This is a genomic window from Desulfuromusa kysingii (assembly GCF_900107645.1).
Taxonomy (GTDB): domain Bacteria; phylum Desulfobacterota; class Desulfuromonadia; order Desulfuromonadales; family Geopsychrobacteraceae; genus Desulfuromusa; species Desulfuromusa kysingii.
Map to the genome: position 1 here is coordinate 120,052 of NZ_FNQN01000008.1, position 22,475 is coordinate 142,526.

17 protein-coding genes are annotated in these 22,475 nt (G+C 47.5%); 11 read left to right on the top strand and 6 right to left on the bottom strand.

What is annotated here, in order from left to right:
• Window positions 1-38: 38 nt before the first annotated feature.
• The 4 genes from BLU87_RS13190 to BLU87_RS13205 all read right to left on the bottom strand — a co-directional run bounded on the left by BLU87_RS13190 (window position 39) and on the right by BLU87_RS13205 (window position 6,051).
• Entirely contained in the window at window positions 39-872 is an 834-nt protein-coding gene (locus BLU87_RS13190) for an ion transporter (protein WP_092349478.1), read from the bottom strand.
• A 413-nt stretch (window positions 873-1,285) separates the two neighbouring features.
• Complete coding sequence (locus tag BLU87_RS13195; protein ID WP_092349635.1) at window positions 1,286-2,545, bottom strand: (Fe-S)-binding protein; 1,260 nt, start codon at window positions 2,543-2,545, stop codon at window positions 1,286-1,288.
• 249 nt (window positions 2,546-2,794) lie between these two features.
• Window positions 2,795-4,180 (bottom strand): FAD-binding oxidoreductase, encoded by a 1,386-nt coding sequence (locus BLU87_RS13200; protein ID WP_092349481.1) that lies wholly within the window; start codon window positions 4,178-4,180, stop codon window positions 2,795-2,797.
• Between the two features lie 314 nt (window positions 4,181-4,494).
• The gene (locus tag BLU87_RS13205; RefSeq protein ID WP_092349483.1) at window positions 4,495-6,051 is read right to left on the bottom strand and encodes a sensor domain-containing diguanylate cyclase; all 1,557 of its coding nucleotides are present in this window, start codon (window positions 6,049-6,051) and stop codon (window positions 4,495-4,497) included.
• Between the two features lie 378 nt (window positions 6,052-6,429).
• Between BLU87_RS13205 and BLU87_RS13210 the strand changes: the two genes are divergently transcribed.
• Window positions 6,430-7,494 (top strand): branched-chain amino acid aminotransferase, encoded by a 1,065-nt coding sequence (locus tag BLU87_RS13210; protein WP_092349638.1) that lies wholly within the window; start codon window positions 6,430-6,432, stop codon window positions 7,492-7,494.
• A gap of 88 nt (window positions 7,495-7,582) precedes the next feature.
• On the opposite strand, the gene BLU87_RS13215 is transcribed toward BLU87_RS13210, so the two are convergent.
• Window positions 7,583-8,827, bottom strand: a complete 1,245-nt coding sequence (locus BLU87_RS13215) for a glycosyltransferase family protein (RefSeq protein WP_092349486.1) — start codon at window positions 8,825-8,827, stop codon at window positions 7,583-7,585.
• 75 nt (window positions 8,828-8,902) lie between these two features.
• A complete protein-coding gene (miaA, locus tag BLU87_RS13220) occupies window positions 8,903-9,814 on the bottom strand; it encodes a tRNA (adenosine(37)-N6)-dimethylallyltransferase MiaA (RefSeq protein WP_281242556.1) in 912 nt (303 codons plus the stop codon).
• 108 nt (window positions 9,815-9,922) lie between these two features.
• On the opposite strand from miaA, the gene pcnB reads away from it, so the two are divergent.
• From pcnB to BLU87_RS13270, 10 genes are all read left to right on the top strand, one after another.
• Window positions 9,923-11,158 (top strand): polynucleotide adenylyltransferase PcnB, encoded by a 1,236-nt coding sequence (pcnB, locus tag BLU87_RS13225; protein ID WP_092349492.1) that lies wholly within the window; start codon window positions 9,923-9,925, stop codon window positions 11,156-11,158.
• Between the two features lie 145 nt (window positions 11,159-11,303).
• Window positions 11,304-13,052 (top strand): methyl-accepting chemotaxis protein, encoded by a 1,749-nt coding sequence (locus BLU87_RS13230; protein WP_245706517.1) that lies wholly within the window; start codon window positions 11,304-11,306, stop codon window positions 13,050-13,052.
• A gap of 167 nt (window positions 13,053-13,219) precedes the next feature.
• Entirely contained in the window at window positions 13,220-15,766 is a 2,547-nt protein-coding gene (locus BLU87_RS13235; protein ID WP_092349498.1) for a bacteriohemerythrin, read from the top strand.
• A gap of 193 nt (window positions 15,767-15,959) precedes the next feature.
• Window positions 15,960-18,257: a chemotaxis protein CheA gene (locus BLU87_RS13240; protein ID WP_092349501.1), complete on the top strand. Its 2,298-nt coding sequence runs from the start codon at window positions 15,960-15,962 to the stop codon at window positions 18,255-18,257.
• An 11-nt stretch (window positions 18,258-18,268) separates the two neighbouring features.
• Window positions 18,269-18,769, top strand: coding sequence for a chemotaxis protein CheW (locus BLU87_RS13245; RefSeq protein ID WP_245706518.1), 501 nt, complete (start codon window positions 18,269-18,271; stop codon window positions 18,767-18,769).
• Between the two features lie 18 nt (window positions 18,770-18,787).
• Window positions 18,788-19,657 (top strand): CheR family methyltransferase, encoded by an 870-nt coding sequence (locus tag BLU87_RS13250; RefSeq protein ID WP_175498393.1) that lies wholly within the window; start codon window positions 18,788-18,790, stop codon window positions 19,655-19,657.
• The gene (locus tag BLU87_RS13255) at window positions 19,657-20,709 is read left to right on the top strand and encodes a protein-glutamate methylesterase/protein-glutamine glutaminase (protein ID WP_175498394.1); all 1,053 of its coding nucleotides are present in this window, start codon (window positions 19,657-19,659) and stop codon (window positions 20,707-20,709) included. The genes BLU87_RS13250 and BLU87_RS13255 overlap by 1 nt, the downstream gene beginning before the upstream one ends.
• On the top strand, window positions 20,710-21,198 hold the full coding sequence (locus BLU87_RS13260; protein WP_092349506.1) for a chemotaxis protein CheD: 489 nt from the start codon (window positions 20,710-20,712) through the stop codon (window positions 21,196-21,198).
• Window positions 21,199-21,208: 10 nt separating this feature from the next.
• Window positions 21,209-22,087 carry an HDOD domain-containing protein gene (locus BLU87_RS13265; RefSeq protein WP_092349509.1) on the top strand — a complete coding sequence of 293 codons (879 nt, stop codon included), beginning with the start codon at window positions 21,209-21,211 and terminating at the stop codon, window positions 22,085-22,087.
• Window positions 22,087-22,461: a response regulator gene (locus BLU87_RS13270; protein WP_092349512.1), complete on the top strand. Its 375-nt coding sequence runs from the start codon at window positions 22,087-22,089 to the stop codon at window positions 22,459-22,461. Before BLU87_RS13265 ends, BLU87_RS13270 begins: the two co-directional genes overlap by 1 nt.
• Window positions 22,462-22,475 lie beyond the last annotated feature (14 nt).

Sequence of the window (22,475 nt, forward strand, 5' to 3'; positions counted from 1 at the left end):
TCTCCGTCTCTCCAACTTTGCGTCTCTGCGTTAAGTCGTTACTTTTTATCCAGATGCAGATCCGCACCACAGAATTTACAATGCTTCGCATTAACATCATGCCCTTCTGCGCTACATTCTGGACAAACTTGTGTGGAGATATGTCTCTTGAACGTTAGTTCTGCCGTCACAATCCCGGTCGGAATAGCAATGATACCGTAACCAAGAATCATCACCAGTGAAGCGATCGCCTGTCCCAAACTTGTCTGTGGCGAGATGTCCCCGTAACCAACGGTCGTCATGGTGACAACAGCCCAGTAAATCGAACGAGGGATGCTGGTAAAGCCGTTTTCTGCCCCTTCGACCAGATACATCAACGAACCAAAAATGATCATCATGAGAAAAACAGAGAGGAGAAATACGGAGATTTTCCGCCTGCTGGCCCATAGGGCACGCTGTAGAAAATTCGATTCACCTACATACTGAACCAGTTTCAAAACCCGAAACACTCGCAACAAACGCAGGATACGGATAACTAAAAAATATTTACCGCTGGGGAGCAAGAGACTGACATACGAGGGGAGAATTGAGAGCAGATCAACAATGCCGTAAAAACTGGTAGCATATTTGGAAGGACGGCCAATACAACTGAGACGGAGCAGATACTCAGCGGTGAAAATAATGGTAAAAAACCATTCAAGAAAAAGAAACAGTTGCCCGTATTTTAGATTCAGATCAGCGACACTGTCCAGCATCACCACAATGACGCTAATGATAATACTGAAGATCAGCAGGAGATCAAATAGCTTACCCGTTGGCGTGTCCGCCTCAAAAATTATCGTGTGCAGCCGATGGCGCAAATTTTGATCTGAATCGAGTTTACGTTCGGGCATTTTACCTCCAGAGAAAACCTTTTAACGGAGAGACGCTGAGGGGGAGAGCTGGAGAGAAAGTCAAAACCAAACATTAGCCACCAAGACACCAAGTTCGCCAAGACAACCAAAATCAAAATCGTTTTTAAGGTTTTAAAACCAAAAACAAGTTTTGCTTTTCCTTGGTTCTCTTCGTGGCTCTCTTTAAGATTATGTTTTCCCTCTGCGCCTCTGCGTTAAAAAACAACTCAAGTAAAACTTCAGCCACTAAGGCACCAAGCCTGCCAAGACACCCAAAGCCAAAGATGGTTTAAGATTTAAAATCAGAAAAGAGGTTTTGCTTTTCCTTGGTGATCTTGGTGTCTTGGTGGCTCTCTTAAAGATTGTGCTTTCTCTCTCCGTCTCTCCAACTCAGCGTCTCTCCGTTAAAAATACTATTCTGGCAAAACTTCCGCGACAAGATCGAGAATATGGACCACACGTTGTTTTTCATCAGCATGATTAATACTATCTTGCAGCTGCATAATACAACCAGGGCAGTCGGTGGCGACCAGTTCCGCACCGCTCTCTTTGATAAATCCTGCTTTTTTTGCGCCGATTTTTTTACTGGTGTCATAGTGGTAGACAGAGTACGTTCCGCCCAATCCACAGCACGTCCCAGCATCTTCCATTTCGACAAAATCAACTTGCGGTAACGCCTTCAGGATCGCCCGTGGTTCGGCGGTAATGCCATGGTTGCGCAGATGACAAGGATCGTGATAAGTCACCTTCACCTGATCTTGTCGTTTCGGCAGTTGAGCCAACTTGTCAGCAAATCCCTGCTCGATCAAGAACACAAAAATATCTTTGACCTTGTCTCTGAACTCGTTGAACTCCTCCCCCATTCCCGGATAGATCTGGGTTAATCCCGAATGGCAAGAGGCACAGGCAGTGACAATATAATCGTATTTATTTTGCTGGAATACTGCCAAATTTTCTTCTGCAAGGGATTCAACCGTGTTGGCCGCTCCGGCTGAGACCGCTGGCAGACCACAACAAACTTGCGCTTTGGGGATGATCACTGTCACCCCGATAAACTTGAGGGCTTTGAGTAAGGCTTCGCCCGAATCAGGGTACATATAGTTGATACCGCAACCGGTAAAGAAAAGAACTGTCGGTTTGTCAGGATCACCAGGGATAACTTCAGGATGGCGTTCCCGAAACGGCTTTGACGTTAATGGCGGCAACGTTCGGTCTGAACTGATAAATGGGGCGGGAAACCGTAGCCTTAAACCACTCTGTTCAGGGATTTTTTTGAATAATAATTTGGAGAAAGCACCGCCACCTTTTGCCAGCAGATTCATCACCCCCTGATGCTTGAGGACGGTACCAACCCCTTTACCAAAGGTCGATAACCCTTTACGATTGGCAATTTCCCGCCGGGTCGCGGCAACGATATCCTCGGTATGGACTTTATTGGGACACTGAGAATAACAACTACCACACAGGAGGCACTGGGACATATCAAGGAGAAATTTTTCCTCCAATTCAACATCCCCCTTCAACAAGGAATCCGCCAGAGCAATCTTGCCACGGGCAACACGCCCTTCATGCTTCTCAGCACCGAAAGCAGGACAATGGGCACGACAGCCACCACATTTAACACACTGGTCAATTTCGTCACGATAATCTTCTAATTTTTTTAGCTTAGCCATATTTGAAACCTTTACTGACAATTTTAACGGAGAGCCGCTGAGGAGGAGAGGAGGATCAAAACCTTTGATTTGCCACCAAGGCACCAAGACCACCAAGGAAAAACACAAAACCTTTTTTACTTTTGGTTTTAAAACCTTAAAAACGCTTTTGACTTTGGTTGTCTCGGTGTTCTTGGCGCCTTGGTGGCTATCATCTGGTTTTGACTTTCTCTCCCTCTCTCCCCCTCAGCGTCTCTCCGTTAAAAAAAATCACACATCACTAGGAAAAATTTTCCCAGGATTAAGAATATTATTTGGATCGAGGGCCCGTTTAATCGTCTTCATGTAATCAATCGTATTCGCTTTGAGTTCCATATCCAAAAACGGTGCTTTCATAATTCCGACACCGTGCTCACCACTCATGGTTCCTCCGAGTTCCAGCGCACCCTGGAAAACTTCAAACACGGCTTTTTCAGCTTTCTCATGGTCGCCAGGAGTTTTCTCATCAACCATAATATTGACATGGATATTGCCATCACCAGCATGCCCATAATTAACAATCGGGATCTGATAATGGTCGGAGATACTTTCAATCTTGCGAATCATATCCGGCACCTTAGAGCGCGGCACACAGATATCTTCGTTAAACTTATCGGGGTTGACCTGGCGCAACGATGCGGAAATAGAGCGGCGCATTTGCCAGAGAGCTTCACTCTGTTCCGGCGTATCGGCAACACGCGTTTCAACCACTCCGAGAGGCTGAACAATGGAAGAGACTTTCGCGACCTGCTTATCTAAAAATTCCCGGTCGCCATCCACCTCAATCAGTAACACGGCCCGTGCCGCAGCGGGAACATCCAGATCGGTCGCCTGACGAATACAATCGAGAGTCCGCGCATCCAGAAATTCCAAGGTCGTCGGGATAATCTTCCCACGGATAATTGCGGAGACCGCTTGTGCGGCACCATCGATGGAGTCAAACAACACCAGCATGGTTTTCTTCGCCTCCGGTTTCGGTAAAAGCTTGACAACTATCTCGGTAATAATCGCCAGAGTCCCTTCACTTCCGCAGATCAATTTTGTCAGATCGTAACCGACCACACCTTTCATAGTTGGACCGCCAGTCTTGATCACATCACCAGTCGGAGTAACAATTTCCAGACCGATAATATAATCTTTGGTCACCCCGTACTTAACGCAGCGAGGTCCGCCAGCACATTCAGCCACATTTCCGCCCATGGTGGAGACCTTCAATGACGCTGGATCAGGGGGATAAAAAAGCCCGACCTTCTCGACAGTTTTTTGAAATTCAGCGGTCACAACTCCCGGCTCGATAGTCGCGACAAGGTTCTCTTCATCGATATCCAAGATCTTATCCAGCCGTGTCAGCCCCAGAACAATCCCCCCCGCGGTAGGGACACTGCCACCGGTGAACCCCGTTCCAGCACCACGCGGAAAAACTGGAATTTTATTTTCACTCGCCAGTTTCATGATTTGGCTGATCTCTTCGGCGCTGCCGGGATGGACAACGACATCAGGAAGATACTGTTTCTGAGTCGCATCGTATGAATAACAGATCAAGTCGGCCTTATCTGTTAAAACCTGGTCCTTACCGCTGATCTGCTGGAGCTTTGTGATGATACTTTGATCAAACATGAGTCATTTCCTTTTTTTAAAAAAATACCAAAAACATCTTTAATGGAGAGGCGCCGAGAAGGAGAGTTGCAGCGAAAAGACAAACTTAGAAATGAGACAGCAAGGCTCCAAGAACTCCAGGAAAACCAAAAAAATTGGGTTTAACCCCTTATAAATGCTTTTGACTTTGATCGTCTTGGTGAATGGTGGCTATGCTTAAGATTGTGTTTTTCCTCTCTATCTCTCCACCTTTGCGCCTCTCCGTTAACAGTTTTTTTCACTGAAGGGCTGATGGCTAATTCAGACCATATTATCAAATATAATACCAAATAAGTCTACTTTGATTTCCCGAACCAACCGGTCTTTTCCACAAAGGCTTCAACCCGGTTGCGTCCTTTTTTCTTCGCTGAGTACATTGCTTTATCAGCCTGCTCAATCAGTTCAGTCTTCTTCATTAGCTTCCCGGTTCCAGAAAAAACTGAGACCCCAAAGCTGCAGGTGACCCGGTAATCATCCCCCTCGTAACGAAAGGGGTGTTGTTCTACGGCACAGCGGATCTTTTCAGCAACCAGCAGAGCATCTTCCTGACTCGTTTCTGGGAGGATAAAGACAAACTCTTCTCCACCATAGCGGGCAATTAAGTCGTATTCTCTGATGACTCCGCTGCAGAGACTCGCAACTTCCCGGAGCACATAGTCGCCGGCTTGATGACCATGAAAATCATTGAACTTTTTAAAATTATCAATATCCGCCATGATCAGACTCATCTCGTTCTCCTGCCGGATTGTCCTGCTGATCTCCCTATCAAGTGACTCTTGAAAAAAACGGTGATTATAAATCATCGTCAGCCCATCCAGGTTGGCAATCCCTTCAAGGTAAGTATTCTTCTCTTCCAATTCAGTTGTCAACTTTTCCAGCTGGACCTTCGATTGCACTAATTCCCGGTTCATCTGTTCGTAGCTCATGTTGAGCAAACTTAGCTCAATATTGGCCTGTTGGAGAATCTCAGGGATAGAAGCTGTCCCCTCAATATTCAAGCCGAAGTATTGAGCGGCCTTGGCAACGTCGCCGTTGGCTTGTTCAAGAATTTCATCGATGCTGGCGGTATCCAGCTTAAACATCTTCTGAGCGCGTTCCCGAAACGGGGCGTGATAATCAATGGGGTGACCGGAGTACATAATATTGGCCAGTAAAGCTGCCAGATGCACCACCTTGATTACTGTTTTTAACTGAGCATTATCACCTGTATAACTGTCAGGGTCATGGTGGTAGATAATGGGAACCGCTAAACTCTCCGGAAAATTCCACCGCTTCGCCGCCTCTCCACCAATATAGGCGTGGTTAGCACCGAGCCGTTCATCTTCCAGTTCCAGCAGACGCTTTTCACTGCCGGCGGCCTCTTCCAATAATTGATCATAGGTATCACCATAAGCACAGGCAAGGATCAGTTTGCCCAGGTTTTGCAACAAACTGACAGTAAAGGCCTCTTCCGGATCCTGATCGGAGACCTTGGCCATAATCAGCTTGGAAGCAACGGCCGCAGCAAGAGATTCTTCCCAGAAACGGCCATAATTAAACCCTACGCCATGCTTGGGACGCTCCATATTCAAAAATGAGAACGATAACACCAAACTGCGTACGGCATTGGTGCCAAGAATGGCTACGGCTTGCTGGATGGTCCCGACTTCGTTTGGAAAGTTATAAAATGATGAGTTCACCACCTTCAAAATCTTCGTCGACAGCGAAACATCCTGGGCAATCAACTTGGAGATGTCATAGATGGTTGTCTCTTCCTTGCCGGTGATATTAATCAGTGTCGACGCAACAGTTGAGAGGGTCGGCAAAGAACCGGCTTCGATGACATGTTGAATGACATCTTCTTTTGTTGGCATATCAAGTTCCTTTGTTTACATTTCTTAACGACAATCCCAAGGGTCCGATGGAATTTACCAAGGATGCGTAAAACAGCTGATTTCTGACGAACAATTCAGGAAAAGGTTCTGTGTGAATATCTCTGACTGCGGGGAGGTCACGGCAAAAGGTGTATAGGCCAGACGTTAATTCGCTTGTTTTCATCACCTACAGTTCTCCGCGTAAAAGGGGCCATAAATATTCCCCCCTTACAGCCTGCATTCTAACGCGTTATCTAGTTGCCAACAATAGTTAAAAAAGTTCACCAAAAAAAGCGTAACAAAGAGATATTCTTGCAGCATCGACGCTGCTGTGATAAAAAAAATACCTACCTAATTTCTATTGTCGGAGCAAACATTATGGACATCCAAATCATACCTCTCACTGCACCCAAAGAAAAATACAAAGATGAAGACAAACTAGCTTTTGGAAGACAATATAGCGATCGCATGCTGATCATGGAATATGATAGCGGCAAAGGTTGGCATTCTGCACGAATACAACCTTACGGGCCTCTCTCTCTTGACCCTGCGGCTATGGTATTTCACTATTCTCAAGAAATTTTTGAAGGGATGAAGGTTTTCCGTCGCGCTGATGGCACCCTCTCCATGTTCCGCCCAGCGGATAATATCACCCGCTTTAACCGCAGTGCCGAGCGGATGTGTATGCCAAAAGTCGATGAAAAATTCTTTTTGGATGCAATTCTGAAACTGATCCGGATGGAAGCAGACTGGGTTCCTCACAGCGAAGGGACCAGCCTCTATATTCGTCCCACGATGATTGCGACAGAACCAATGCTTGGGGTCCGCCCAGCCAACCAATACCTTTGCTATGTTATTCTCAGCCCCGTCGGTCCTTATTACAAAGGGGGAATCGCACCGGTCAAAATCTGGATCTCCGATTTTTATGTCCGTGCCACTGAAGGGGGAACCGGTGAAGCCAAAACCGGTGGTAACTATGCTGCTAGTCTTTACGCCGCCAAGGAGGCCGCAGAAAAGGGCTACGATCAGGTGCTCTGGCTGGATGCCAAGGAAAAACGCTTTGTCGAAGAGGTTGGCAGCATGAACATGCTCTTCCTCTATGATGGAAAAATCGTCACCTCACCATTACATGGTACCGTATTGGACGGCATCACCCGACGCTCAGCATTAACCTTGCTCAAAGAGATGGGTTACGAAGTTGAGGAACGGGCTTTAAGTGTCGATGAAATTATTGAAGGGGCCAATAACGGTCGTCTGCAAGAAGCCTTTGGGACGGGAACCGCAGTGGTTATCTCCCCAGTTGGTTCCTTCTGCTATAAAGACACCTGTGTTCAATTAGGAGATGGCCAACCTGGAAAACTTACCATGGAACTCTATCATAAATTAACAGCAATTCAATATGGCAAGGAACCAGACAACCATAACTGGGTCACTCTTCTTTAGTATTGTTTCCCGACCTTAGACCTGTCTGTTAATGAGCATGTCTAAGGCCGGGACATTGGCATCAAATCATCCTGCCAGATCGTGATATTCATATTCCACCCTGCAACCTCTCCAACACCATCAACTGACCATCTTCATCTTCAAGTCCAGGGTATCCACCCCAAATCATCAGTTGCTCAATCTCCTCTGCAATTGAGGCCACCGAATCGCTCTCGATGCGGGTTAAAAGCTGTCGGGTTCGCAAAGCGTCAAACCAGTCATGAAAGGCTTTCAATCTCTGCTTTGATGAGGGATGATTTTTTTGCAACTTCATCCACACCTGAGCAAAATTCAACTCTGCCAAAAATTGGTGTAACGCAGGCGATAGCAACAAAGCATTCGCCATGATTTGCTCTGCGCTTTCATTGAGATGACCTGTAATCAGCGCCAACCATTCCTTGAGGACCCGAAACCCCCGAACCGGGACAAAATGGAAAAGATCCCCTCCCCCTTCAACCTGTTCCTGAACCACTTTTCCGGTTCCGAAAGGGACCCGCTCTGAAAAACGGGGGGAGGGATGAACGACGGTTCCATGCACCATCTGAACCTGGGAGGTCTTAGCCAACTGTTGGAGAAAATAGAAATCTTCGCCACCGCAGCGGCGATTCATCCCTCCCGCCTTCACATACGCAGTCGCCGAACAGGCAAAGGCACTGCCGATGCTGTGGTATGCGTAAGGGGAACCGGCCAACTGTAAACCGAACAGATAACTCCGCAGATAGAGTTCGTAGTGACGGATGGCTTGTTCTTGAACTGGGGCTGATCCGCTGCTATGACGAAAAGGGATCACTCCCCCCCCGGCCTTAGACGTGACAAAATGGGCAAAAATCGTCGCTAGATAATTTTTCTCAACCACAGTATCAGCATCCAACGATATCAGTAACGGCTCAGTTCTCCAGTCAAATCGCTGCAAGCTGGCATCAAAACCAATTTTTCGCGCTAAGCCAACACCATCCTTGTCGGAGATTTCCAGCCCTGTCGAGCTGGCATCAATCCAGCCAAGATTGAGTTGTGGGTAAGGATCTGATTGTAGCCAATCGAGAGTCATCTGATTTTCAGCCAACAACCCCGCAGCAACATCGACACGATTGTTGACAACCACAACCACCAGGGTGGGTGCAAGAGAGTCGACAGGGTTCAGACAAAGGCTCTCAAGCGTTGCCGGGAGACTATCTCGCTCCCCTAACGCCGGGATAACAACCGCAGCCGCAAAGTCGGTCCGGTTCGTTCCAGCGATCTTCCATGGAGAAATCGAAGCACGAGTCCTCAGGTATTTTAGCAGCTGTCTCTTCAAAAAAATCCTATTGCAGTAGCAAAGATATTGACCTGAAAGTTCGTGGTATGAAACCACAACTCCGCGACGGATGCTTCACATCAACGACTGACCTATTTTCTCACACAACTCCGTAAAAACATCCCCCTCCCCATCCAGCCAACAAATATTAACTCCATTCTTCTCCATACGCCGAAAGAAAGTATCTTGCCGCTTGGCAAACTGCCCGATGGCGCTGCGCAACTTTTGCCCCATGTCGTTACGATTGATTTTCCCTTGCAGGTATTGAGCAATCAGGCGGTATTCCAGACCATAGAACTCCAGTTTTTCCCAAGGCACACCAGAATCATGCAGTTGCTGAACTTCATCGATCATTCCAGCATCAAAGCGCTCAGTTAAGCGGATCGCAATCCGCTTACGGAGAATGTCGCGCGGCCACTTAATGCCAAATATCAGGGGAGAGATTTCAGGTGGAGCAGGCAGCTCTTTGGTGACAGATCGCTCACCGAGAGCTATCTCTATGGCCCGGATAAGTCGTTCTCGTTCCACCAGATTGGTCCGATTATGTTGTTCCGGTTTGAGTTTTAATAATTTTTCCCGCAGCACATCATCACTGAAAGGTGCCAACTCTTCCCGCAATTGTGGATTCGGGGGCACAGCAACCATACGGTAACCTCTCAGAACTGCGTCCAGATACATCCCGGTTCCACCACAGACAATCGGCAATCTTTGCCGTTGCCAAAGGGCTTCAATACAAGCAAAGCAATCCCGTTGAAACTGGAATACATTATATTCACTCCCTGGCTCAGCAATATCAATCAGGTGATACGGAATCGCTCCATATTCCTGCAGATCTTTCCCTGTCCCCAGATCCATCCCGCGATAGACCTGACGCGAGTCCGCAGAAATAATCTCCCCGCCAAACCGGGTTGCCGCTTTAACTGCCAGACCTGTTTTCCCTCCAGCAGTTGCACCCAGGATAACTATGAGGTTGTATTCAACTTCCATGTTCATAATCCTCTCAGCAAGAGAGTAAGACTACAGGAAAAATTCTTCATTGACTATGCATAACCTGCTATAGTCCTGCTGATTTTAACCTCATTGTTACGAGTCATCATGGACAAAAATACAGCAACGATCATCCCTCGCAGTCAACATTGTATCTCCAGAAAACAGATTGACACAGACAGCCTCAAGGTTCTTAACCGCCTGCATCGACATGGATACAAGGCGTATCTGGTTGGTGGCAGCGTCCGTGACTTACTGCTTGGCCGCCAACCCAAAGATTTTGACATAGGTACCGATGCCACCCCCAGTCAGGTGCGCAAACTGTTCCGCAATTGCTTTCTGGTAGGGCGGCGCTTCCGTCTGGCACACATCCGTTTCGCCGGCAACAAGCTGATTGAAGTTGCAACCTTTCGCCGGCAACCTGAACCCTCTGAACTCCCTGACAACGAAGAAGAGCATTTTCATTTTGTCCAGAATGTTTTTGGTTCTCCCGAAGAGGACGCAGCGCGGCGAGATTTTACAATCAACGCCCTGTTTTATAATATTGCCGATTTTTCTGTCATTGACTTCCTTGGTGGCCTAAAGGATCTGGAAGAAAAGCGACTGCGAGTGATTGGTGATCCACAAGTTCGTTTTGTCGAAGATCCGGTGCGGATGCTGCGGGCGATCGAATTTTCTGTTCGTCTCGGCTTTACCCTTGAAAACAACACCTATCAAGCGATCGAGCAGCACAAAGAACTGTTGGCAACAGCGGCACCGGCTCGAGTTCGCGAAGAAATTATTGAGCTATTTCGCCACAACATTGCTGGCCCGGTCTTGAAACAATGTCGTGAATTAAATATGCTTCCCCACCTTTTGGCTGGCTATCCAGGGACTGATGAGGGAATTGCCCTGTTGGCAAAACTTGATCAAAGAACCGCCGCAGGAATTCCCATTGAAGAGAGTTTTGCCATCGCTGCCCTCTACCTGCGTCTGTATATGGACAGTTTTTCTCCAGCACAAAAAAACAATATGGGCGATGCCTTGCGTCAGGCAAATGAGATTATCACCCCCCATTGCCGTTATTTCAGTATCGCCAGTGGTATTCGTCATCAAGCTCGCGAGCTGCTAATCGGCTGTTTTCGTCTCGCCCGAGGTCGTGGCTTCCGAGCCGAAAACCGTTTCTTGCAACACCCCCTCACCCCCAAAGCGCTAGAACTTTTTTCTCTTTGGTCACAAGTTCGACCTGAGCTGATGCCACTGGCTGAAAGCTGGCATACGGCCATGACAACCTCTGCAACCATCCCCAAAACATCAAAACGACCAAGGAAAAGAAACTTTCGCAAAAAAGTAAAAACACATTAATTACGCTCTCAATATATTTATATCTTTAAATTAAGTGACTCATATTAAATAGTTGCAATGATTTTTCTTGTTTGCTAGGATGCCTGCTAACACTCATCTTGGATTAATATTCAACGACGTATATTTCCTTTTTGAAGAGGTAACCATGAAATTGAGCAGCATCCAAAGTAAAATCGGCGGGGCCCTTATCTTAATTCTTGTGATTATTCTTGGTATCAGCTTTACGGTTGCCGCAATTCAATCGAGAAACCTGCTCCATGAACAACAAGAACATTCTCTCAACTCTCTACATTCAAGTGCCCTGACACAGGCTCGCAGTATCTTTTCCAGTTTAGAGATCGGTACAGAGGGATCACTCGAACGTGGTGAGATGGACGTTTTTGATGAACTCCTCACGGGTCTGGGTGCTGTCCCCGGTGTTCTTGAAGTCGGCTTAGTCGATCCATCCGGGACAATAACCTATTCAAGCCAAAAGGGACGACTGGGACAAACGCCTGAACAAATAAACATTACCAACAGTCACGAAAAAATCAACATTGAAAAAGAATCTGAAAACTCATTCTTTGTCGCCAATGCCCATATGTACGAAGAAAAATGTATGGAATGTCATGAGGATGTCGAACTTGGCAGTCTCGCCGGGGTCTTGTATGTTGACTTCAGCCTCGCCGATCTCAACCAGGAGAAAGCGCTTCAACACAGCGCCCTCGCCGCAGCCAACAGCAAGAGTATGATCAGTAATCTGGCGATGGGATTGATCAGTATCATCATCACCTTCCTGGCGCTATTCTTCATGTTACGTAGACTCATCATCACCCCGCTGACTAAAATTAAAACCTTTCTCACTGAGATTGGTCAGGGGCATTTGACAAAACGGCTCGAGATGCAGCAACAGGATGAACTCGGTGAAACAGCCCGTACCCTTGATGACCTTGCAGAAAGTTTGCAAACAGAGGTCGTTGGGCCGCTGCAACAACTCGCCAACGGCGACCTGACCTTTACGGTTAATCCTCGCGATGAACAAGATACTCTGCGTCATGCCATAAAAAAGCTGGGTGAAGACCTCAATAGAATGATTGCCGATCTTCAGGTTGCCGGACAGCAAATTGACAGTGGCAGCACACAAGTCAGCGATTCATCTCAACTTCTCTCTGACGGCGCAGCACAATCGGCAGCATCTGTGGAAGAAATTGGCAGTTCCCTGCAAGAGATTGGTAATCAGACGAATACCAGCGCGGAGCATGCTCAAGAAGCCAATCATCTTTCAGCCTCAGCACGTGACGCAGCGAACACTGGCAGCGCACGGATGACTGAAATGATCGCCGCGATGAGTGAGATTAATATTGCCGGGCAAAATATCAGCAAAATCATCAAGGTCATTGATGAAATCGCATTCCAGACGAACTTGCTGGCCCTAAACGCTGCAGTTGAAGCTGCGAGAGCGGGTCAACACGGTAAAGGATTTGCTGTTGTCGCCGAAGAGGTCCGTAATTTGGCCGCCCGAAGTGCTAAAGCAGCCTCTGAAACGGCAGAACTGATTGAAGGTTCAGTCGAAAAAACCAGCAAAGGGACTGAAATTGCCGAACGAACGGGTGAAGCCCTTGAAGAAATCGTTGGCTCGATTGGCAAAGTCACAGATCTGATTGCTGAGATTGCTGCCGCGAGTAGTGAACAGGCCCAAGGGATTTCACAGGTCAATATCGGTCTGCAACAAATTGACAAAGTTATCCAGCAAAATACCGCCAGCGCCGAAGAGAGTGCCGCCACCAGCGAAGAACTCTCCAGTCAAGCAGCTGAACTTAAAAGTCAACTGAGCCGCTTTGTCCTAAAAAATTCAGCAAACGCAAACTACTCCAGCAACCTGCAACCACAGTTACCAGATAGTCGTAGTTGGTAAAACAGTCTGCGTGACCACATTGAAACCAGCGGAAGGGGATTGTTCCCTTCCGCTTTTTTTTGGCTGACATTTAAAAGCACCAATAAGATCTTGAACATTGATTTTGTTTTATGTTAAAAGTTTCAAACGGTTTTTTTACGCTTTCAACTCGTAGATGAGGAATAGACATGTTCGATAATTTTAAAATTGGGACCAAGATGTTACTGCTTTCAGGATCGGTTCTTCTGCTCCTCGTTGCAACCGTTATCTGGGCTGCTCTAGGGCTATCCCTAACAGTCAAAAATGGTATCTCAGCCGCCGATGGTAACAAATTAAGAAGTGACTTGTTGCAGTTGGAAATCAAACATGATGCCTGGGACTCGAAAGTTAGAAATTTTATTGAAGATCCCACTATTAACGAACTCAATGTGCAGTTTGATCCCAAAAAATGCAGTCTGGGTCTCTGGCTCTACGGTGAACCAAGAAAAAAGGCCGAAGCATTACTTCCTGAACTGAAATCAGAATTTACAGCACTGGAAAAACCACACAGTCAAATGCACCTCTCCGGGAAAAAAATCAAGGACGCTTACAAACCGGCAGACCCCGACTTACCCGAAGTTTTAAGCAGCATCGAAACAAAGCATAACGTCTGGGTCAGTGCCGTTCAAAATGCCCTGCTTGCCAAGCACGGCAAAATTATGGCCGAAAAAGATCCCACAAATTGCGCCCTGGGAAAATTCCTTGGGACCGAACAAGCGAAACGAGCCAGCCGGATCAGCCCCGAATTTGCCGAGTTATTAAACGACATTGTCGAGCCACACAATAAGCTCCATCATGTCGTTGTCGATATGAATGCCGCCCTGGCAGCAGCAAATCCTGAGGAAGTACAGCGCCTCTATGAATACGAAATTATCCCCACCGCGTCTGAAGTCCGTTATCTGTTGCGTACCATGCAGAGAATGGCGGTTAAAGATCTTGAAGGCCAAACACTGGCCAAGAAGATCTATCACACCGAAACAGCTACAGCATTAAAACAATTAAAACAACATCTGACCAAGCTTGCAGAAATTGCCGACGCCAACATCATTTCTGACCAGGCGATGATCAACACGGCTGAAAAAACCCGGAACGGGACGATTGTCATCGGTGTCATCGCCCTTCTCATTGGGATGATTCTGGCGTTCCTGATCAGCCGTTCACTAACGACACCAATGAAAAAAGCCATGACCATGCTTGAAGATCTCGAAATGGGTCATCTCGATACGCGCTTGCATATGGCGCGCAAAGATGAAATTGGTCAGATGGCACAAACGATGGATAATTTTGCAGAATCATTGCAAAACGAAGTTGTTTCTTCCCTCCAGCGACTCTCAAATGGTGATCTCACCTTTGAGATCAACCCCCGCGATGAGCAGGATCAGATCCGTGGCAGCTTGAAAAAGCTGGGGGACGACCTTAACCAAATCATGATGCAGATCCTCAATGCCAGCGAACAGATTGATTCCGGCAGTTCCCAGGTCAGTGAGTCAGCGCAGAGCCTCTCTGATGGGGCGGCACAATCAGCTGCATCAGTTGAACAGATCAGTAGCTCTATGAACGAAATCGGCAACCAAACTAACACCAGCACAGAAAATGCCCAACAAGCCGATCAACTATCAACCAGTGCCAGCGCCTCTGCCAATACCGGAAGCGAGCGGATGGCCGAAATGATCAAGGCTATGGCTGAGATCAATGCCGCTGGACAGGATATTGGCAAAATCATAAAAGTGATTGATGAAATTGCCTTCCAGACCAATTTACTTGCCCTCAATGCCGCCGTTGAAGCTGCCCGTGCAGGACAGCACGGGAAAGGGTTCGCGGTGGTCGCTGAAGAAGTCCGCAACCTGGCCGCAAGGAGTGCAAAAGCCGCCTCAGAGACAGCGGAGCTGATCGAAGGTTCAATTCAAAAGGCCAGCAACGGTACACACATAGCCGAACGTACGGCTGCGGCGCTCGATGAGATTGTCGGTTCGATCGGTAAGGTTTCGACTCTCGTTGAAGAAATTGCCGCTTCCAGCCACGAACAAGCGCAAGGGATCTCTCAGGTTAACATCGGGATGCAACAGATCGACCAAGTCATCCAGCAGAATACAGCCAATGCAGAAGAGAGTGCCGCGACCAGCGAAGAGCTTTCCAGTCAGGCCGCGGAATTAAAACATCAACTCAGCCGCTTCAAACTCAAAGGGGACTTCAATCAGAGCTATTCTCAAGCGGTGATATCTCAGCAAGCACTTCCGTCACAACCCCAGACAAATGGGTGGAGCGATATGTCCACTCCAGCAATACCGAAACAGAGTAGCGAAAAGATGTTTCAATGGAAGGATGAGTACAACACTGGAGTTGCATTGATGGACAAACAACATCGGCGGCTGGTTGATTTGATCAACCAATTGTTTCAATGCATGAGAGATGGTGGCGACCGGATGGTCTTGGCAGAAGTCGTTGATGAACTGGTTGACTATACGGTCACTCACTTCCGGGCCGAAGAAGATGTGATGCGCAAATACAACTACCCAGATTTCGAAGCTCATCAGCAAATCCACAAGTCTTTCGTTGAAAAAGTCGGCGTCTATGCCAACAAACTCAAGTCGGGTGAACGACTCCCGCCAGCCGACATTTACAACTTCCTCAAGGATTGGCTCATCAACCATATTGAGAAACAGGATCGCGACGGCTATGGCGAGTATTTAAAATAGTTAAGTCGAACAAGTGCCCCTATAGATTGCGCATCGAACAATCTATAGGGGCACAATTGCCTGCATTCAAGCAAAGATATAAATTCAGCAAAAACTATTTTTCCCTTTGTTTTTATTTGTTTGTTTTATATAATTAATTTTAATTTTCAAGATAAGTCAGATCGCTAACTAATTATCATTTTGAGGATCAGTGATGAGTATCCCCCTCGACGACGACCAGATTGAAATCATTCAGGAATTTGCAACCGAAAGCCGTGACATGATTGAACAGCTTGAACCGGCGATCATTGAATTGGGTCAAAATAGCGACTCTGAAATTCTCAATGCAATCTTCCGTCTGTTCCATTCAATGAAGGGAAGTGCGGGCTTTCTGGAGTTTGATCATATGACCCGGGTGGCCCATGCGGCTGAAAACCTGCTGGACTTGATTCGCAACGGTGAGGTTGAACTGGTTCCCAACCATGTCACTCTGCTGTGCGCCGCTTGTGACTTCGCCAAAGAAGCTCTCGACATGGTTGAAAGCGACTACAACGATGACGCCATGGTTGCCCCTGCTGATGCAATATCAGAGCAGCTCCATCAGGCCATTGAAGTTGCGACCGATCAAGAAGAACCACAAGTAGAACCGGCCCCGGACGCTCATTCGCCAGCACCACAGAGCGATGCAGAACAACTGACTGACGATTTTCCAGGCATAGAAATTACCGATGAGATGCGGTTGAGCTTTGTCCAGGAAGGCAATGAACTGCTACAAAGTACTGAACAAGGTCTACTCGCCTGGGGAGAGCATCCCGAAAACAATGATTCTATCGGTGAAATCTTTCGCAATATCCATAGCTTCAAAGGCAATTGTGGTTTTTTCGGATTTTCAGATATTGAAAAACTCAGCCATCAGATGGAGAACATTCTAGACCGGGTCAAATCGGGCTCAAAACTCGCTGTCGAAAACCCTGCCGATCAACTCCTGGCCTCCCTTGATATCCTGCAAAGAGCAGTCAACAATATTGCTGATAACAAAGGAGAAGAGATAGAGAATCTGGACGATCATTTAAATGACCTACAAACCCTCATTGCACCATTACTGGGCGATTATCTTGTTGAAGAAGGGGTCCAGCAAGACGCCATTTTTCACGCAGTGGAAACACAGAAAAAACCTGTTGGAGAGATTCTGGTCGAACAAGGAACAGCATCAGCGGAGCAAGTCAATTCAGCACTACAAAAACAGCAGCATAAGATTGAACAGACCAAGGCGACTGCCAAGCCTGCTTCGCGGACGAAAACTCCCGCAAAACGTCAGGATATAAGGGTTGAACTCGGAAAACTGGACAGCCTGATCAACCTCATAGGTGAGCTGGTCATCGCTGAAAATATGTTAATTCACAACCCGGACCTGAAAGGTTTGGAATTAGAAAACTTTGGTAAAGCCGGCCAACACATGTCGAAACTGGTGCGGGAACTCCAGGAAATGGCCATGACCATTCGGATGATCCCCGTCTCTGGATTGTTTCGTCGCATGATTCGTCTGGTCCATGATATTTCGGTCAAAGCAGGGAAAAAAGTCGACCTGGTGCTGATCGGTGAAGATACCGAGATGGATAAAACCGTCATTGAAACCATTACCGATCCCTTGGTCCACCTGCTGCGAAATTCGCTTGACCATGGACTTGAACCTCCAGATGAACGTTTAGCCGCGGGAAAAAGTGAAAAAGGGACCGTTAAGCTTTCGGCCCGGCATGAAGAAGGTGAAGTCTGGGTCACGATCGAAGATGACGGTCGCGGCTTAAACAAGGAGAAAATTCTCGAAAAAGCCATCAGCAAGGGGCTGATTGAGGGTGATGGCTCAGACATGACCGACAAACAGATCAATAACCTGATTTTTGCTCCGGGGTTTTCTACCGCGGCACAGATCACCGATATTTCTGGCCGTGGTGTCGGCATGGATGTGGTGAAGAAAAATCTGGAAAAGATCAAAGGCAAAATCGATGTCAGTAGCACCCCCGGTCAGGGGAGTAAAATCGTCTTACGGATTCCGCTGACACTCGCCATTATTGACGGCATGATCGTCCGCGTCGGAACCGCTACCTGTATTGTTCCAACCTTATCCATGCTCGAAGCATTCCGCCCAGAGATGAATCAGATCACGATAACCCCAGACGGTGACGAACTGGCTAAGGTTCGAGATAATTTCCTGCCGATTGTACGGCTGCATGACATTCTCGGCAAGACACCTGACTCAAAAAATCTTTCAGACGGCATTCTCATTGTTCTGGAATATCAGGAAACGCGCTTCTGTCTCTTCATTGATGAAATCCTCGGCCAACAACAAACGGTTATTAAAGGTCTATCTGACTTTATTGGCAACGTCCCTGGGGTCTCAGGATGTACCATCCTCGGTGATGGTGGAGTTTGCTTAATCCTTGACGTCGGCACCCTGGTCGACTCGGCAGAAAACAAAAAAAATAAATACGAAAATACCAGAGACGCTATATAAAGGAGGATCACGTGGCTGAAAACACAACCATGACCAATATTGAAAATGAAGATACTCAAAAAGATAAGTATCTGACCTTCCATCTTGCTGGTGAAGATTACGGTATTGAGATCCAGTATGTTATCGAGATCATCGGCATTCAAAATATCACCGATGTCCCGGACATGCCGGCGTTTATCCGTGGAGTGATCAATCTCCGTGGTAAAGTTGTCCCGATTATGGATGTTCGTGCACGTTTCGGGATTAAAAACCGGGACTATGATGATCGTACCTGCATTATCGTGGTCAACATTGATAGCACCGAAGTTGGCCTTGTTGTTGATGAGGTCAGTGAAGTCGCAGATATCCCTGAAAAAAATGTGGAACCAGCGCCAAGAACCAGTAAAAATCATGGTGATAGCTACATCCAGGGAATGGGAAAAATCAACAATGACGTCAAAATTCTCCTCGATGTTCACAAGCTGCTTTTCAGCGGGGAGATGCAGGAATTAGTTGAAACGAGTGAAGAATAGGTAGAAAGTTACTAAAAAATGACCTTGTCTACTGGCCAACAGCATCAAAACAATAGCCTTATGGCTATCTCCGACCTGGAATTTACCCGGCTCAGAGATCTGATTTATCAGCGTTTCGGGATTAATCTTACCGAACAGAAACGCTCGCTGCTGGTTGGCCGGCTACAAAAGTTAATGCGGCGTCTCAACCTGCCATCGTTCTCCGCATATTTCGAATACCTTGACCAAGACAAAACCGAGGCGGGACTCAGCGAACTGGTTGACCTGATCTCGACTAATCACACCTACTTCAATCGCGAAAAAGATCACTTTGATTACTTCTCTGAGACAGCCTTACCCGCAGTCATTGAGCGACTTAAAAAACAACACCGTAAAGACCTGCGTATCTGGTGTGCCGGTTGTTCAAGTGGCGAAGAACCTTACACTCTGCTGATGTTGATGATGGAATATTTAGGGGCAGACTACAGCTCCTGGGATGCCGGGATTTTGGCAACCGATATCTCCGACCGGGCCCTAACCGTTGCCCGCCGCGGCACTTATGCGATGGATCGGGTGATGCAACTGCCGGAACAGCTACGGAGAAAATATTTCATCCCTGCAGGTCAAGGAGAAATGGCTGTTTGCGACAAAGTTAAAAAAGAGGCAACTTTCAGACGCTTCAATCTGATGAACACCACTTTCCCATTCAAAAAGCCGTTCCAGATGATTTTTTGCCGCAACGTCATGATCTACTTTGATCAGCCGACCCGTGAAGCCCTGGTCAGTCGCTATCACCAACATACTGAACCTGGCGGATACCTTTTCATCGGTCATTCAGAAACCTTGGGCCGAACTCAAACCCGCTATAATTATTTAAAACCCGCACTCTACCAGAAGGGAGAACTCTGATGGCACGGGCTATTCGTGTTCTTGTGGTGGATGATTCTGCTTTAGTCAGGAGTATTCTCTGCCAGGGACTCTCTGCTGATCCGGGAATAGAAGTGGTGGGGACCGCACCCGATCCCTATATTGCCAGAGATAAAATCCTCGAGTTACAACCTGACGTATTAACGCTCGATGTTGAGATGCCGCGGATGGACGGGGTGGCTTTCCTGCGCAAATTGATGCCGCAATATCCGATCCCAATTGTCATGGTCAGCTCTTTGACACAAAGAGGCAAACAGATCACCATGGAAGCTCTAGAAGCGGGTGCTGTTGACTTTGTCGCCAAACCAACCAGCAATGTCGCAACCGGCTTGAATGGCATGTTAATGGAATTACGCTCCAAGGTGAAAATTGCTTCGACTGCCAATGTTTCTCATTGGAAAGGGAAAAGACCCCTCACCGCTGCGACCAATACGACAACATCATCACTCGCTGAATCAACCGATAAGGTCATCGCCATCGGCGCATCAACCGGGGGGACAGAAGCTATCCGCCGGGTAATCGAAACTTTCCCAGCAAACACCCCAGGAACCGTGATTGTCCAGCATATGCCTGCTGGCTTCACGAAAATGTTTTCTGATCGTTTGAATCAGCTTTGCCAGATGCAGGTTAAAGAGGCCGAGCATGGTGATCGGGTGCGAACAGGATTGATTCTCATAGCGCCCGGTGGAAAACAGATGCAGGTTATTCGCTCAGGTGGATTTTATCAAATAGCTCTTGGCGGCGAAGAAAAAGTGAGCGGCCATTGCCCCTCGGTCGATGTCATGATGCATTCTGTCGCTAAGCACGTCGGTGCCAATGCGGTCGCTGCCATGCTGACCGGTATGGGACAGGATGGTGCGGCTGGAATGTTGGCAATGAGACAAGCAGGCTCTCGCTGTATCGCTCAGGATGAAGCCTCGTCAGTGGTCTTTGGGATGCCTAAAGTCGCCTTTGAAAAGGGTGGTGCAGAGCGGTTGGTTCCTCTGGAGAAAATATCAACGACCCTGTTGAGTCTGATTACGGAGAAAAAATAAATGGGACAAATTGTTCTTGGCGTCGGCGATTACGGCGCGTCAAATACTCCCGGCGATGATGTAAAAACCTTTGCATTAGGATCCTGTGTTTCTGTCATTTTTCTCGATCCGAAAACCCGCACGGTTGGTATGGCTCATGTCGCCCTCCCCGATTCATCAATAAATAAAGCCAAAGCAACTGAAAAACCAGGCTATTTTGCCGACACTGCAGTTCCAGCGCTGTTAGCACTGATGACAAAATTTGGTTGTCACCCCCGTGGCAAAGGGATCGTGGTTAAACTCTGTGGTGGAGCAAATGTCATGGATACCAATGACACCTTCCAGATTGGTAAACGTAATGCACTTGCGATCAAAAAAATCCTCTGGTCATATGGTATGGGTGCTGTTTCTGAGGATCTTGGGAAAAACTACAGTCGAACAGTTTCAATTTCCGTGTCAGCAGGGCAAATAACACTCAGCTCCCCTGGAAAGCCAAACTGGCAGCTTTAGGAAGGTGACTATGACAAAACAGATAACTCAAGAAGAGTTACAGAAGATTGTTCAATCGATTCCGATGCTGTCGGCAAGCGCCAGTCAACTGCTCCAAGTTGCGTCTCAGCCCGACCACGATCTGATGGATATTGTCAATCTGGTCAGAAACGATGCTCACCTGACCGCAAGGGTGCTGAAAATTGTTAACTCTGCCGCGTTCGGTCTGGTGAACAACATTGCCTCGATTGACCGTGCCGTCTCTTACTTAGGGGAACGCGTTGTTGTCAGTATCGCGATCGCTGATTGTTCCAGTAAAGTCTTTGAAAAAGAGCTCTCTGGCTATGAGTCTGCGGGCGGGGTGTTGTGGAAACATGATCTACGCACAGCGATTGCCGCACGCGAAGTCGTCATCCAAAGCGGTGCCGATATCAACTCGGAGCTCGCGTTTACTGCGGGACTGTTACATGACATCGGCAAAGCCCTTATTTCAGACTATCTACATGGAACGGTGACTGATGCGATAGAACTCCTTACCGCTGAAGAAGATCTTGATTATCTTGACGCCGAAGAAAAGCTGGCTGGATTTGATCACACCAGAGCGGGGTATGAGCTTGCCAAGGCATGGCAACTCCCTGACGAGCTCGCAGAAGTGATACGCCACCACCACGAACCTTCAAACGCCAAGGAAGAGTTCCGCGCCCTCGTTTATGCCGTCCACCTTGGTGACAACATTGCCATGCTGGGTGGATTTGGAACGGGATCTGATAGTATGCGCTACAAACTTGACCGGAAATACACCGATTATATTGATATCGGCCCCAAAACACTTGCAACTATTATGTTGAATGTCGATATAGAATTTGAAAAGTTGGAAGGATCATTCCATAGCTCGGGAGAAAAAAACTGATGAAACGGATCATTATCGCGGACGACTCGGCCACCGCCCGGATGTTTATCAAACGCTGCTTACAGATTATTGGTCTGGGAGAGGCTGAAATTATCGAAGCAGAACATGGAAAAGAAGCATTGACGGCCGCGAAGGCTCAGGATATAGACCTGCTATTGACCGACCTGAACATGCCAGTCATGGATGGTGAAACGTTGGTCAAATGGATCAAAGCAAGCCCTAAACTCTGTGGCCTCCCGATCATTGTGATTACCAGTGCGGGAAACCCGGCAAAAGAAGCAAAATTGCTGGAACTTGGAGCGCACCGCGTCTTGAACAAACCTGTCTCTCCGCCCGTCATGATGGATGCACTTGCTGAATTCCTGGACAAATAACCACCAAAGTTATC

What these genes read in the sequence shown, in the direction of transcription:
- BLU87_RS13190 (WP_092349478.1), bottom strand. Translation starts at nt 872, where the DNA reads ATGCCCGAACGTAAACTCGATTCAGATCAAAATTTGCGCCATCGGCTG.
- BLU87_RS13230 (WP_245706517.1), top strand. Translation starts at nt 11,304, where the DNA reads ATGAAATTGAGCAGCATCCAAAGTAAAATCGGCGGGGCCCTTATCTTA.
- BLU87_RS13240 (WP_092349501.1), top strand. Translation starts at nt 15,960, where the DNA reads ATGAGTATCCCCCTCGACGACGACCAGATTGAAATCATTCAGGAATTT.
- BLU87_RS13235 (WP_092349498.1), top strand. Translation starts at nt 13,220, where the DNA reads ATGTTCGATAATTTTAAAATTGGGACCAAGATGTTACTGCTTTCAGGA.
- BLU87_RS13210 (WP_092349638.1), top strand. Translation starts at nt 6,430, where the DNA reads ATGGACATCCAAATCATACCTCTCACTGCACCCAAAGAAAAATACAAA.
- BLU87_RS13260 (WP_092349506.1), top strand. Translation starts at nt 20,710, where the DNA reads ATGGGACAAATTGTTCTTGGCGTCGGCGATTACGGCGCGTCAAATACT.
- BLU87_RS13255 (WP_175498394.1), top strand. Translation starts at nt 19,657, where the DNA reads ATGGCACGGGCTATTCGTGTTCTTGTGGTGGATGATTCTGCTTTAGTC.
- BLU87_RS13250 (WP_175498393.1), top strand. Translation starts at nt 18,788, where the DNA reads ATGACCTTGTCTACTGGCCAACAGCATCAAAACAATAGCCTTATGGCT.
- BLU87_RS13200 (WP_092349481.1), bottom strand. Translation starts at nt 4,180, where the DNA reads ATGTTTGATCAAAGTATCATCACAAAGCTCCAGCAGATCAGCGGTAAG.
- pcnB (WP_092349492.1), top strand. Translation starts at nt 9,923, where the DNA reads ATGGACAAAAATACAGCAACGATCATCCCTCGCAGTCAACATTGTATC.
- miaA (WP_281242556.1), bottom strand. Translation starts at nt 9,814, where the DNA reads ATGGAAGTTGAATACAACCTCATAGTTATCCTGGGTGCAACTGCTGGA.
- BLU87_RS13270 (WP_092349512.1), top strand. Translation starts at nt 22,087, where the DNA reads ATGAAACGGATCATTATCGCGGACGACTCGGCCACCGCCCGGATGTTT.
- BLU87_RS13195 (WP_092349635.1), bottom strand. Translation starts at nt 2,545, where the DNA reads ATGGCTAAGCTAAAAAAATTAGAAGATTATCGTGACGAAATTGACCAG.
- BLU87_RS13205 (WP_092349483.1), bottom strand. Translation starts at nt 6,051, where the DNA reads ATGCCAACAAAAGAAGATGTCATTCAACATGTCATCGAAGCCGGTTCT.
- BLU87_RS13265 (WP_092349509.1), top strand. Translation starts at nt 21,209, where the DNA reads ATGACAAAACAGATAACTCAAGAAGAGTTACAGAAGATTGTTCAATCG.